We start from the raw sequence: 13,262 nt of genomic DNA, 5'->3' as shown, positions 1-13,262 counted from the left end.
GTTGTCGCTCACAGTTTCGGCGCAATCTCTTCGGTCCAGATGCGGGTCCGCTCCTCCTGCGGCATGTGGCAGGCCGAGAAGTGGCGGTCCCCGGCCAGGGCCAGCTCCGGCCGCTGGGTGCGCGTGATGCCGCCCTTGGGGACGTCCGCGTACGGGCAGCGCGGGTTGAAGGCGCAGCCGCTCGGGATGTTGATGAGGCTGGGCGGGTTGCCCTTGACCGGGATGAGCCGCTCGGTCTGGTCGCGGTCGATCCTCGGCATCGAGCCGAGCAGGCCCCAGGTGTAGGGGTGCTGCGGCTCGTAGAAGACGGACTCGGCCGGTCCACGCTCGACGCAGCGCCCGCCGTACATGACGAGGATGTCGTCGGCGAGCTCGGCGACGACGCCGAGGTCGTGGGTGATGATGACGACCGCGGAGCCGAACTCCTTCTGGAGGTCCCGCATCAGGTCGAGGATCTGCGCCTGCACGGTCACGTCGAGCGCGGTGGTCGGCTCGTCGGCGATGAGCAGCGCGGGGTTGTTGACGAGCGCCATGGCGATCATCGCGCGCTGGCGCATGCCGCCGGAGAACTCGTGCGGGTAGTTGTCGAACCGCTTGGCGGGCTCGGGGATGCCGACCCGGTCGAGGAGTTCGACGGCCCGCTTGCGCGCCGTCTTCTTGTCGACGTTGTTGTGGACGCGGTACGCCTCCACGATCTGGTTGCCGACCGAGTAGTACGGGTGCATCGCGGACAGCGGGTCCTGGAAGATCATCGCCATGTCGCGGCCGCGCATCTTGCGGACCTCGTCCGGGTCGGCCGAGAGCAGCTCGCGCCCGTCGAGCCAGATCTCGCCGGAGATGCGGGCCTTCTGCCGGCCGTACTGGCCGACGGTGTGGAGGCCCATGATGCCGAGCGAGGTGACCGACTTGCCGGAGCCGGACTCGCCCACGATGCCGAGGGTCTTGCCCTTCTCCAGCTGGAAGCTGAGACCGTCGACCGACTTGACCAGACCGTCGTCGGTCGGGAAGTGGATCTTCAGGTCGCGCACGTCGAGGAAGGCGTCGGAGGGGGCGGACCCGGTGGCGACGGGTTCTCCCACCGCCGCGCCGGTCTTCGTCAGCTTGTCCGTCATGCGAGCCTCACTCGGGGGTCGATCACGGCGTACAGCAGGTCCACGACGAGGTTGGCGATGACGACGCAGGCTGCGGTGATGAGCGTGACGGCCAGGATCAGCGGCAGGTCACGCTCGCTCACGCCCTTGATGGCGAGGCCGCCGAGGCCGTGGAGGCTGAACGCGGTCTCGGTCAGGATCGCGCCGCCGACGAGGGCGCCGAGGTCCATGCCGAAGATGGTCAGGATGGGGGTCATGGTGGAGCGCATGGCGTGCTTGCCGAGCACGACCGACTCCGGGAGGCCCTTGGCCCGTGCGGTACGGATGTAGTCCTCGCCGAGGACCTCCAGCATGGTGGCGCGGGTGAGCCGCGCGTACATCGCCGCGTACAGGAAGGCGAGGGTCACCCAGGGCAACAGCAGACCGCCGAACCAGCCACCGAAGGACTCGGTGATCGGCACGTACGAGGCGTTGAGCCAGCCCAGTTGGGTGCGGAAGACCAGCATCGCCAGCATGGCGGTGAAGAAGATGGGCAGCGAGACACCGGCGAGCGCGGTGATCATGGCCGCGCGGTCGATGATCGTGCCCCGCTTGAGCGCGGAGACGACTCCCGTGGAGACACCCAGGATCAGCCAGAGCACAGCGGCGCCGATGACCATGGAGAGGGTGACGGGGAAGGCGTCGACCAGCATCGACCAGACGTCCTGCTCGGTGCGGAACGAGTAGCCGAAGCAGGGCATCGCACAGTGGATGGTGTCGCCACCACCGGTGTAGTCACGGCCGACGAAGATGCCGGAGACGAAGTGCCAGAACTGCACCAGGATCGGCTCGTCCAGGCCGAGCTTCTGCCGGATGGCCTCGATGGAAGCCGGATCCGCCTGCTTGCCGACGAACATCGCGGCAGGGTCGCTGCCGGTCATCTTGGGGATGAGGAAGAAGATGCTGAGCGTCACCAGAGTGACGACGAGCAGCATCACGACGACTGCGAAGAGTCGCCGGACTATGTATGCAAGCATGCGGTCGGCCGGTCGGCGGCCGGGGATCCCGATCGGGTTCCCCGGCCGCCGCCCTCGGCCATCACCTGCCCTTCGGACCTGGCGGCGGGTGTTGCGCCGGTGAAGCGGGTCGGATTACTTGACGACGCCGAGCGACGCGTAGTCGTAGCGGCCGTTGTAGGCGTCCGCCGTGTAGACGTTGGTCAGCCGGGAGCTGCGCCAGATGATGTTCTTCTCGTGGGTGAAGGGCAGGTAGACCGCGGCCTCCGACACCTTCGTGTTGATCTGCTTGTAGAGCTCGCCGGCCTTCGCCGGGTCGGTCTCCTTCAGCGCCTGGTCGAACAGGCCGTTGACGGCCTTGTCGTTCAGCTCCGAGAAGTTGTTGTTACCGCTCTGGAGGATGAAGCGGCCGTCGACCAGCGGCTGCAGGAAGCCCTGACCGGTCGGGAAGTCGGCGCCCCAGCCCATGATGATGATGCCGTAGCCCTTCTCCTTGACGACCTTCGGCGAACCGATGATGCCGGACGTCTGGGCGCCGTCGAACTGGTCGATCTGGGCGTCGATGCCGACGGCCTTCAGCGACTGCTGGAGGGACTCGGCGGTCGCGATCTCGATCTTCTTGTTGTTGCGGACCGCGATCGTGGTCTTGAAGCCGTTCGGCTTACCGCAGTTCTTCAGCGCTTCCTTGGCCTTGGCGAGGTCCGGCGCGCCGCCGAGCTTGCCGTACGGGTCGGCCTTCGGGTCGGCACCCTTGATCGCCGGCGGCAGCATGTTGGAGGCGATGTCGCCACCGGCCTGCGGGCCACCACGGGCGGTCTGCAGCGACTTGGAGTCGGCCGCGTAGATGATGGCCTTGCGGCACTCGATGTTGGGGATGACCGTCTGCGGGAAGACCGCGTAGCGGATGAAGCCCGTCTGCGGGTTGTCGACGTTGCCCTTGTGCTGCTGGAGCACCTTCTGGCGGGCGGAGGCGCCGACGCCCGTCGCGTTGATGTCGAGGTCGTACTCGCCCTCGACCAGACGGTTGTCCATGTCGTCGGCGTTCGTGGTGAACGTGACGCTGATCTTGTCCGGGAGCGCCTTGCGGACGGTGTCCGTCTTGGCGTCCCACTTGTCGTTGCGGACAAGCTTCATGGACTTGTTCGGCGTGTACGACTCCCACTTGTACGGGCCGGAGGAGAACACGTCCAGGCCGTACTTGGCCTTGGTGTCCTTGTCCTGGCGGACCGGGGAGGCGGCGGGCATGGCCAGCATCTGCAGGAAGTCACCGTTGGCGACCGGCAGCTTGAAGATGATGGTCTTGTCGTCCGGGGTCTCGATCGCCTTCAGGCCGAGCTTGTCCGCGGAGGTGTCCTTGTACGGGCCCTTGTACTCGCCCTTGGGGTCGAGGACCTGCTGGAGGTAGATCGGGCCGCCGGAGATGACGTCCTGGGCCCAGATGCGCTCGATGCCGTACTTGATGTCCTTCGAGGTGATCGGCTTGCCGTCCTGCCAGGTCACCCCGTCCTTCAGCGTGAAGGTGTAGGTCAGGCCGTCGGCGGAGACCTTGCCGGCGTCGGTCGCGAGGTCCGGGACCAGCTCGGTGGAGGCCGCGCCCGGCTCGCTCTTGAAGGTGACCAGCTGGCGCGTGTAGTAGCGCTGGAAGTCCCAGACGAAGCCGTAGTAGCCGCGCTGCGGGTCCCACGAGTCGGCCTCCTGCGAGCCGATGAACTTCAGCTCGCCGCCCTTCTTGGTGGAGGCGTTGGCGACCTTGTTCACGCCGGCGTTGAAGCCGGGCGCACCGCCCTTGCCCTTGTCGCCGCTGCCGCCGGTGTCGCCGCCGCAGGCGGTGGTGACGACCATCGTGGCCGCCGCGAGCAGCGCGCCCGCGGCGATTCTGCGCCTCTGAGAGCTCATCAGAGTCATGGGTCTCGCAACCTCCGGATAGTGGCGGCCGTAACGGCGGTCCGCCGATTGGGGATGAGCCTCCTGTCGACAGCGGCAGGGGCGGGTCTTGCGGATCGTCGGCGAACGGTCAGCGGGAGCCCTTCGGGTCGAGCGCGTCACGCACGCCGTCGCCGAAGAGGTTGAACGCCAGAACGGTGATGAAGATCGCGAAGCCGGGGATCACCATGAACAGCGGGTCCGACTCGTAGGTGGTGATGGCCGTCGACAGCATCTGTCCCCAGGAAGCGGTGGGCGGCTTCACACCCGCGCCGAGGAAGCTGAGCGCCGCTTCGGTGAGGATGTTGGTGGGGATCATGAGGGTCGCGTAGACCGTGATCGGGGCGATCAGGTTGGGCAGCAGCTCCCGGCGCAGGATGTAGAGGCGGCCGGCGCCGAGGCTCTGGGCGGCCTCGACGTACTCGCGGTTGCGCAGCGAGAGGGTCTGGCCGCGGACGATGCGGCCCACGTACGGCCAGCCGAAGAAGCCGATGACGAGCACCAGGGCGGCGATGCGGACGCCCGAGCCGTCGAGGCCGAGGAGTTCGTTCGGCAGGACGGAGACCAGGGCGATCGTGAAGAGCAGCTGCGGGAACGCGAGCATCACGTCCATGACCCGGCTGAGGGCCGCGTCGATCCAGCCGCCGAAGTAGCCGGCGATGATGCCGAGGATCGTGCCGAGGACGACGGCGAAGACCGCCGCGAGGAAGGCGACGAGCAGCGAGATCCGGGCGCCGTAGACGATGCGGCTGAAGACGTCGCGGCCGTTGACGGGCTCGACTCCGAAGAGGAAGTCCGAGCTCACGCCGCCCCAGGAGCCGATCGGGGTACCGAAGAGCGGGTCGATCTGGTCCTCGTGGAACTCGTCCGGCGGGTGGCCCAGGAGGCCCACGATGACCGGCGCGAAGAGCGCGACGAGGACGAGGAAGACGACGATGAAGGCGCCCGCGAGGGCCAGTTTGTCGCGCTTGAGGCGGGTCCAGGCGATCTGCCAGGGCGAGCGGCCCTCGATCGCCTTGCCGACGGTGCCGGTGGTGTCCGGGGTGCCGGGTGCGTCGGGCGCGCCATCGACGGTGTCGGTCGACTCGCCCGCACTCTTCTCGTGCAGTGGTGCCGTCATCGTGGTGAGGACCCCTCTCGGCCGCCGGTAGCCGGCCCTTGCCCGCCGCGGGTAGCGGCTCGGTGGAACAACTGCTGGGCACCTGCTCGAAAGGAGCCGAACACCCGGTGTTCCGGGGAGTCTTCAATGCGCTTGTGATCACCCGCCAGCCCTGACGAGGAATGTTTGCTCAAACGTGATGCGGTGCTGCGACTTCCGTTATCCGGACGTCGTGATCACGTGAGCGGACCATCTCGGGGCCTCTTCCCCCTTTTCGGACATGTCCCTCAACCGGGCGTTCCGGGTGCTGAATTGGGGCGAACGAAAGCCTCCGGAGCGAACTCCGGAGGCTGGTGGGGCGGTATGCGAGAAGGGCGCGTCTCAGTATCCGGACGGCGCCGGCGGCGGGTATCCGTACCCGGGAACGGCCGCCGCTCCGCGTCCGGCGTGTGCCTCGCGGTCGTAGAACGGGCGCCCGTTCGCCCGCAGCCAGAGGGCCACCGGGTCGTACGCGTCGGAGAGGGCGACCGTCGAGACGGGCAGTCCCTCGGGTACGGCTCCGATGGACTGGCGCATCATCGCCCGGACCGTGTCGACGGCCGCGGGCGAGGTGTCGTACAGATCGAGACCGATGACGAGGTACGGGGAGCCGAGCGCGGGCTGCACCCAGCCGCGGCGCAGCGCCCGGACGGCCGGGGTGCGGTGCGCGTTCTGCGTGAGCAGGGCGTAGAACTGCGGGATCTCCAGGCTGGGCTCGGTGACCCGCAGCGGTCCCGCCGGCATCCGGTCGAGGCCGGTGGCGATCCGGCGCAGGTCGGCCCAGGGGATGCCGAGGCCACCGCCGGGGGCGTGCGGATTGAGCCAGATGCCCCAGCGGTCGGGGTAGAGGGCGCGGGCGATCTCCCGGCCGGTGACGAGCTCGTGCGCGCGGTGCCAGCCGGAGGCGGCGAGTTCCTGAGCGGAGGTGACGCAGGGCGCGTAGCCGAAGCCGTCGACCTCCATGTTCCCGTACTGGGCGTCGGACGAGCCGGCTGAGCCGTGCCAGAGCAGCATCCAGAGCTCGCCGTCGGCGAGGGCGTGCAGCAGCTGCTCGTACGCGTCGTAGCGTCCGGGTGCCACCTGGCGCAGCATGTGCTCGACCTGTCCGGTCGCAGCGGTGCCTGACGCGCTCACCCTGTGTCCCGCCCCTCTTCCGTCACCACGTCTGTTCCGACGTCCGTCCTGGCCGACGTCCGTCCTGTCGACGCCCGTCCTGCCGACGTCTGTCCTGCTGTCGAGAAGTTCAGCTTAAACAGGCCACCGGTCACACGGCGGCGCGCTGGTAGAAGGGGCGCACCCGCTCCAGCATCCAGTCGCCGACCGGGTCCTGTGCCATGTCGAGCAGGATGAGGTTGACCGGCCAGGCGCACTCGACGCGGCCGAGGGCGCGGCCGAGGGCGTCCAGGGGCGCGTTGCGGTCGACTCCGTCCCAGCCGGCGAGCTGGACGCCGACGAAGAGGGCGGGTTCGGTGCCCTCGATGCTGGCGAGGGCGCGGCGGGCGGTGGTGACGACGCCGGTGGCCTCGAACTCGGCGGAGGCGGCGGCGAGGAAGTCGACGGGGTCGTCCTGCCAGTCGGGCTCGAAGAGGCGGACGCGGCCGCCGCTGGCGGGGCCGTCGAGCGGGGTGCGGCCGACGCGGCACAGCTCGGCGACGGCCGGCGGGGGCAGCGGGACGCCGACGATGCCGCCGGGGTTGACGGCGATGCCGAGCTGCGGGGGCAGGCCGCGGGCGAAGTCGCGGGCCGGGGCGACGGTGAACGACATGTGGTCGCCGACACAGGCGAGGAACTGCGCCTCGGAGCTGAAGACGGGGACGTACGCCGCGCCGTCGATCTCCATCGTGGCGAGGTCGAGGTCGGTGCTGTCGGGTCCGCCGCCGTTGGGCAGCGGCACCCAGACCGGGCTGCGGCCGAGCACCTCGACCAGGCGGGCGCCCGCCGAGGGGTTGCCGAGGGAGGCGGCAAGGACCTCTTCGAGCTCATTGCCCGGCCACGTCACGTCCACGGTCCCGTTTCCCCTTCTCGCACGGCCTGCCGCACCGGCCGCCCCGGCAGCACCCTAACGCCGCCCCGGCACCGCCGTGGCCAAAAGGCAAGGGTACGAGCGCACGCCGGAGCACCGCCGGGGAGGTGCTCTCCTCCGACGGTCCCGTCAGGCGGCCTCGCGGAAGCCGATCTTCCGCAGGAGGTCCGCCGCGTCCCGGTCGAGCAGGGTCACGGAGGCGCAGCCGTGCGGCAGGCGGCCGGACTCGGCGGCCCGGACGAGCCGGCCGACGGCCCGCCGGTGCCGGGCGAAGGCGTAGGAGGAGACGCCCCGGCCGCGGGTGCGCTGGCCCTGGCGGGCGGTCCGGGGGGTGACGTCGAGGAGGATCAGGTGCAGGGCCCGGCCGCGTCGGCGGGCCTCCCGGGCGAGCCAGCCGCGCACCCAGGACTGGGTGCCGCAGTCGTGCACGATCACCCCGGCGCCGGAGCGCAGGGCGCGGCAGAGACCGGCGTAGTGGGCGAGCCGGACCAGCGGCCGGTAGAGGGCGTACGGCAGGAGGCGGGGCATGCGGGCCTCCCAGTGCTCGCGGGTGTCCTGGGAGTCGATGCCGCCGCCCTCGGCGGCGCGCTTCATGAGGGTGGACTTGCCGCTGCCGGGCAGCCCGGAGACGACCACCAGGTCGCCGGCGGCGAAGGTGAGGGCGCGGGGGCCGCGGCCGCCGCGCTCGCGCAGGTCGCGCAGGAGCCGCCCGCGGCCACGCGTGCGGGCGCGGGCTCGCTGGGACGGTATGCCGGTACTCGACGCGTATGCGCCGGTGTGCTGGATCCTCATCGCTTCTCCCCCTGCCGGGCCTGGGAAGACCCTTGCCCACAAAGTGTAAAGAAACGGTAATGGGACACAAGCGATGTGCCCCGTCGAGCTCGCGTGCAATGATGTGCGCGCCAGGCGCGCACAGTCGCCACACAATCGCATACCGGCCGCTCGAATCCGCGCGGGAGAGTTCCGGACCGCACGTCGTGTCCGGACGCCGAAGGAGCAAGACCCTCCCTTGAATCTCTCAGGCCCCGTACCGCGCGGATGAGGCAGATCTGAAAAGCGGGACACCCTGCCGTGTCCCCACCCAAGGTGCAAGCCGATCTCTCGGTCACGAGATGCTCTCGGTGAACCTCTCAGGTTCCATGACAGATGGGGAGGACGTCCTCGCCCGTCATGTGTTTCGTCACCGATCACGCCCTTGGGACCCGGGAGCCACCCCATGAGCACTGCCCCCCGTCTGACCGCCCTCGACGCGACTCACCGTTCGCTGGGCGCGACCATGACCGACTTCGCCGGCTGGGACATGCCGCTCCGGTACGGCAGCGAGCGGGACGAGCACATCGCCGTCCGCACCAAGGCGGGTCTCTTCGACCTCTCCCACATGGGTGAGATCACCGTCACCGGCCCGCAGGCCGTCGAACTCCTCGACCACGCCCTGGTCGGCAACATCTCCACGGTGGGCGTCGGCCGGGCCCGCTACACGATGATCTGCCAGGAGGACGGCGGCATCCTCGACGACCTGATCGTCTACCGCCTCGGCGAGACGGAGTACATGGTCGTCGCCAACGCCTCCAACGCTCAGATCGTCCTGGACGCGCTGACCGAGCGCGCGGCCGGCTTCGACGCCGAGGTGCGCGACGACCGTGACGCGTACGCGCTGATCGCCGTCCAGGGCCCGGAGTCCCCCGGCATCCTGAAGTCGCTCACCGACGCCGACCTGGACGGTCTGAAGTACTACGCCGGCCTGCCCGGCACGGTCGCGGGCGTGCCCGCGCTGATCGCCCGTACCGGCTACACCGGCGAGGACGGCTTCGAGCTGTTCCTGAAGCCCGAGCACGCCGAGGGCGTCTGGAAGGCGCTGACCGAGGCGGGCGCCCCGGTCGGTCTGATCCCCTGTGGTCTGTCCTGCCGTGACACGCTCCGCCTGGAGGCGGGCATGCCGCTCTACGGCCACGAGCTGACCACCGCGCTCACCCCCTTCGACGCCGGTCTCGGCCGGGTCGTGAAGTTCGAGAAGACGACCAACGAGGGCCGCTTCGTCGGCCGCGAGGCGCTGGAGAAGGCCGCCGAGCGCGCCGAGACCGCCCCGCCGCGCAAGCTCGTCGGCCTGATCGCCGAGGGCCGCCGGGTCCCGCGCGCCGGCTTCTCCGTCGTCAAGGACGGCGTGGTGATCGGCGAGGTCACCTCCGGCGCCCCGTCGCCGACCCTCGGAAAGCCGATCGCCATCGCGTACGTGGACGCGGCGCACGCCGCGCCCGGCACCCAGGGTGTAGGTGTGGACATCCGTGGCACCCACGAGGCGTACGAGGTCGTGGCGCTGCCGTTCTACAAGCGCCAGAAGTGACGTATCCGTCTCACTTCGCGTCTCACCCCGCAAGACCCACGTTCATCAGCACTCACCCAATCCTGGAGAATCAGGCCATGAGCAACCCCCAGCAGCTGCGCTACACCAAGGAGCACGAGTGGCTGTCGGACGCCGAGGAAGGCGTCTCGACCGTCGGCATCACGGAGTTCGCCGCCAACGCGCTCGGTGACGTCGTCTACGCCCAGCTCCCCGAGGTCGGCTCCACGGTCACCGCGGGCGAGACCTGTGGCGAGCTGGAGTCGACGAAGTCCGTGAGCGACCTGTACTCCCCCGTGACGGGCGAGGTCGTCGCCGCCAACCAGGACGTGGTGGACGACCCGTCGCTGGTGAACACGGCTCCGTTCGAGGGTGGCTGGCTGTTCAAGGTGCGCGTCACGGGTGAGCCGGACGAGCTGCTCTCCGCCGACGAGTACACCGCGTTCTCCGGGAACTGAGACCGGGCCCGAGACCCCTTAGGGATCGATTCATGTCGCTTCTGAACACTCCCCTCCACGAGCTGGACCCCGACGTCGCCGCCGCCGTCGACGCCGAGCTCCGCCGCCAGCAGTCCACCCTCGAAATGATCGCCTCGGAGAACTTCGCTCCGGTCGCCGTCATGGAGGCGCAGGGCTCCGTCCTCACCAACAAGTACGCCGAGGGCTACCCGGGCCGCCGCTACTACGGTGGCTGCGAGCACGTCGACGTCGCCGAGCAGATCGCGATCGACCGGATCAAGGACCTGTTCGGCGCCGAGTACGCCAACGTCCAGCCGCACTCCGGCGCCTCCGCGAACCAGGCCGCCCTCTTCGCGATCGCCCAGCCCGGCGACACGATCCTGGGCCTGGACCTGGCACACGGCGGTCACCTGACCCACGGCATGCGCCTGAACTTCTCGGGCAAGCAGTTCAACGTGGTCGCGTACCACGTGGACGAGGCCGGACTGGTCGACATGGCCGAGGTCGAGCGCCTCGCCAAGGAGCACCGCCCGAAGGTGATCATCGCGGGCTGGTCCGCCTACCCGCGTCAGCTGGACTTCGCCGAGTTCCGCCGGATCGCCGACGAGGTCGAGGCGTTCCTGTGGGTCGACATGGCCCACTTCGCGGGTCTGGTCGCGGCCGGTCTGCACCCGAACCCGGTCGAGTACGCGGACGTGGTGACCTCCACCACGCACAAGACGCTCGGCGGCCCCCGCGGCGGCATCATCCTGGCGAAGAAGGAGTTCGCGAAGAAGCTGAACTCCTCGGTCTTCCCCGGCTTCCAGGGCGGCCCGCTGGAGCACGTGATCGCGGCCAAGGCCGTCTCCTTCAAGGTCGCGGCCTCGGAGGAGTTCAAGGAGCGCCAGCAGCGCACCCTGGACGGTGCCCGCATCATCGCCGAGCGCCTGGTCCAGGACGACGTCACCGCCCACGGTGTCTCCGTCCTGTCCGGCGGTACGGACGTGCACCTGCTCCTCGTCGACCTGCGCGACAGCGAGCTGGACGGCCAGCAGGCCGAGGACCGTCTCCACGAGGTCGGCATCACGGTCAACCGGAACGCCGTTCCGAACGACCCGCGCCCGCCGATGGTCACCTCGGGTCTGCGCATCGGTACCCCGGCGCTCGCCACCCGCGGTTTCCAGGCCGAGGACTTCACCGAGGTCGCCGACATCATCGCGGAGACCCTGAAGCCCGGCTTCGACGCCGAGAAGGCCGAATCGCTGAAGGCCCGGGTGACGGCGCTCGCCGACAAGCACCCGCTGTACCCCGGCCTGTAGTAATTTCGTACCCTTTCGTTCGTACGGACCTTCGGGGCACCGCGCACACTGGACAGTGAGCGCGGTGCCCCACCCCATGTCCCCGCGCCGTACCGCACGCCCTTCTTCTCCGCGCTTTTCTGCTCCACCCCGGCAGACAACGGCGTCTAGCCCCCACAAGGAGTCCTCCCGTGGCCATCTCGGTCTTCGACCTGTTCTCGATCGGCATCGGCCCGTCGAGCTCCCACACGGTGGGGCCGATGCGCGCGGCCCGGATGTTCGCCCGCCGCCTGAAGAACGAGGGCCTGCTCGCCCACACCGCGAAGGTACGGGCGGAGCTGTACGGCTCCCTCGGCGCGACCGGCCACGGCCACGGCACCCCGAAGGCGGTCCTCCTCGGTCTGGAGGGCAGCTCGCCGCGCACGGTGAACGTCGAGACGGCCGACGACGAGGTCGAGCGGATCAAGTCGAGCGGCCGGATCAACCTCCTCGGCGCGCACGAGATCCCCTTCGACTTCGACGCCGACCTGATCCTGCACCGGCGCAAGGCGCTGCCGTACCACGCCAACGGAATGACGATCTTCGCGTACGACGCGGAGGGCGCCCTGGTCCTGGAGAAGACGTACTACTCGGTCGGCGGCGGCTTCGTCGTCGACGAGGACGCCGTCCAGGGCGAGAACCCGATCGTCCCGGACGACACCGTCCTGAAGTACCCCTTCCGCACGGGCGACGAGCTGCTGCGCCTGGCGAAGGAGACCGGCCTGTCGATCTCCGCGCTGATGCTGGAGAACGAGAAGGCCTGGCGGACCGAGGACGAGATCCGCGAGGGCCTCCTGGAGATCTGGCGGGTCATGCAGTCCTGCGTCTCGCGCGGCATGGCACGCGAGGGCATCCTGCCCGGCGGCCTGAAGGTCCGCCGGCGCGCCGCGAACCTGGCCCGCAAGCTGCGCTCCGAGGGCGACCCGAAGATGCACGCCATGGAGTGGATCACCCTCTACGCGATGGCCGTGAACGAGGAGAACGCGGCGGGCGGCCGGGTGGTCACCGCCCCGACGAACGGCGCGGCCGGCATCATCCCCGCCGTCCTGCACTACTACATGAACTTCGTGCCCGGTGCCGACGACGAGGGCATCGTCCGCTTCATGCTGGCGGCGGGCGCGGTCGGCATGCTGTTCAAGGAGAACGCCTCCATCTCCGGCGCCGAGGTCGGCTGCCAGGGCGAGGTCGGCTCGGCCTGCTCGATGGCGGCGGGCGCGCTCGCCGAGGTCCTCGGCGGCACCCCGGAGCAGGTCGAGAACGCGGCCGAGATCGGCATGGAGCACAACCTGGGCCTGACCTGCGACCCGGTCGGCGGCCTGGTCCAGATCCCGTGCATCGAGCGCAACGGCATGGCGGCGGTCAAGGCCGTCACTGCGGCGAAGATGTCGATGCGCGGCGACGGCAGCCACCTGGTCTCCCTCGACAAGGTCATCAAGACCATGAAGGAGACGGGCGCGGACATGAGCGTGAAGTACAAGGAGACCGCCCGCGGCGGTCTCGCGGTGAACATCATCGAGTGCTGAATCGATTGTTCACGTGAAGGGCCCGTACCGGGCGGCGGTCGCCGCCCGGTACGGGCCCTTTCGGTCAGTAGCGCACCCAGAGGACGATCACGTCCGGGCGGGTGGAGGTGAAGGGCTCGCAGAAGAAGATCGGGCCCCAGATCTGATAGCCGGCCTGACCGGCGGCCTGGCATTCGGCGTACGAGGCGTGGTGGCTGCGGGCGTAGAAGCCGGGGCCGGGAGCGGCCTCGGCGGCGCCTGCGGTGCCGAGCGCGAGCGCGCCGGCGGTGGCGGCGGTGGCGAGTGCGGCTGCTGTGCGGCGGTACATGGCATGTCCTCCCGAAACGCCGGGGATGCCCGGCGGAGTGCGTGACGATGCGATGTGGTGCGGTACGTGCAGGCTGCGCAGCCGGGGACGAACGTACCGTCGCGGACAGGGCCGCACAATAGGTCTAGGCCAATGCGTCAGGTCTCGTCG

General features: G+C 69.5%; 12 protein-coding genes and 1 riboswitch. Of the genes, 4 read left to right on the top strand and 8 right to left on the bottom strand.

Features of this window, described 5'->3' with window-relative positions:
* Positions 1-8: 8 nt before the first annotated feature.
* The 7 genes from OG514_RS20890 to OG514_RS20860 form a co-directional block, all read right to left on the bottom strand.
* A complete protein-coding gene (locus OG514_RS20890; RefSeq protein ID WP_266896947.1) occupies positions 9-1,112 on the bottom strand; it encodes an ABC transporter ATP-binding protein in 1,104 nt (367 codons plus the stop codon).
* Positions 1,109-2,107 (bottom strand): ABC transporter permease, encoded by a 999-nt coding sequence (locus OG514_RS20885; protein WP_266896945.1) that lies wholly within the window; start codon positions 2,105-2,107, stop codon positions 1,109-1,111. Before OG514_RS20885 ends, OG514_RS20890 begins: the two co-directional genes overlap by 4 nt.
* A gap of 114 nt (positions 2,108-2,221) precedes the next feature.
* Positions 2,222-3,991 carry an ABC transporter substrate-binding protein gene (locus OG514_RS20880; RefSeq protein ID WP_266896943.1) on the bottom strand — a complete coding sequence of 590 codons (1,770 nt, stop codon included), beginning with the start codon at positions 3,989-3,991 and terminating at the stop codon, positions 2,222-2,224.
* 109 nt (positions 3,992-4,100) lie between these two features.
* A complete protein-coding gene (locus OG514_RS20875; RefSeq protein ID WP_266896941.1) occupies positions 4,101-5,129 on the bottom strand; it encodes an ABC transporter permease in 1,029 nt (342 codons plus the stop codon).
* 360 nt (positions 5,130-5,489) lie between these two features.
* Positions 5,490-6,281, bottom strand: coding sequence for an enhanced serine sensitivity protein SseB C-terminal domain-containing protein (locus OG514_RS20870; RefSeq protein WP_266896939.1), 792 nt, complete (start codon positions 6,279-6,281; stop codon positions 5,490-5,492).
* Positions 6,282-6,411: 130 nt separating this feature from the next.
* Positions 6,412-7,152 (bottom strand): enhanced serine sensitivity protein SseB, encoded by a 741-nt coding sequence (locus tag OG514_RS20865; RefSeq protein ID WP_266896937.1) that lies wholly within the window; start codon positions 7,150-7,152, stop codon positions 6,412-6,414.
* Positions 7,153-7,299: 147 nt separating this feature from the next.
* Positions 7,300-7,962: an AAA family ATPase gene (locus OG514_RS20860; RefSeq protein WP_266896935.1), complete on the bottom strand. Its 663-nt coding sequence runs from the start codon at positions 7,960-7,962 to the stop codon at positions 7,300-7,302.
* A gap of 151 nt (positions 7,963-8,113) precedes the next feature.
* Positions 8,114-8,213, top strand: a riboswitch (glycine riboswitch).
* Positions 8,214-8,386: 173 nt separating this feature from the next.
* Between OG514_RS20860 and gcvT the strand changes: the two genes are divergently transcribed.
* The 4 genes from gcvT to OG514_RS20840 all read left to right on the top strand — a co-directional run bounded on the left by gcvT (position 8,387) and on the right by OG514_RS20840 (position 12,805).
* Complete coding sequence (gene gcvT / locus OG514_RS20855; RefSeq protein ID WP_266896933.1) at positions 8,387-9,511, top strand: glycine cleavage system aminomethyltransferase GcvT; 1,125 nt, start codon at positions 8,387-8,389, stop codon at positions 9,509-9,511.
* A 77-nt stretch (positions 9,512-9,588) separates the two neighbouring features.
* Complete coding sequence (gene gcvH, locus OG514_RS20850; protein ID WP_266896931.1) at positions 9,589-9,966, top strand: glycine cleavage system protein GcvH; 378 nt, start codon at positions 9,589-9,591, stop codon at positions 9,964-9,966.
* 32 nt (positions 9,967-9,998) lie between these two features.
* Entirely contained in the window at positions 9,999-11,264 is a 1,266-nt protein-coding gene (gene glyA, locus OG514_RS20845) for a serine hydroxymethyltransferase (RefSeq protein ID WP_266896929.1), read from the top strand.
* Positions 11,265-11,434: 170 nt separating this feature from the next.
* Positions 11,435-12,805 (top strand): L-serine ammonia-lyase, encoded by a 1,371-nt coding sequence (locus tag OG514_RS20840; protein ID WP_266896927.1) that lies wholly within the window; start codon positions 11,435-11,437, stop codon positions 12,803-12,805.
* 64 nt (positions 12,806-12,869) lie between these two features.
* Here OG514_RS20840 and OG514_RS20835 read toward each other — a convergent pair whose 3' ends face one another.
* Positions 12,870-13,112, bottom strand: coding sequence for a hypothetical protein (locus OG514_RS20835; protein WP_266896925.1), 243 nt, complete (start codon positions 13,110-13,112; stop codon positions 12,870-12,872).
* Positions 13,113-13,262: the final 150 nt, after the last annotated feature.

The organism is Streptomyces sp. NBC_00572, assembly GCF_026341815.1.
Taxonomy (GTDB): domain Bacteria; phylum Actinomycetota; class Actinomycetes; order Streptomycetales; family Streptomycetaceae; genus Streptomyces.
Note: the sequence above shows the minus strand (reverse complement) of the source record. Positions and strands in the feature narration are given on the sequence as shown.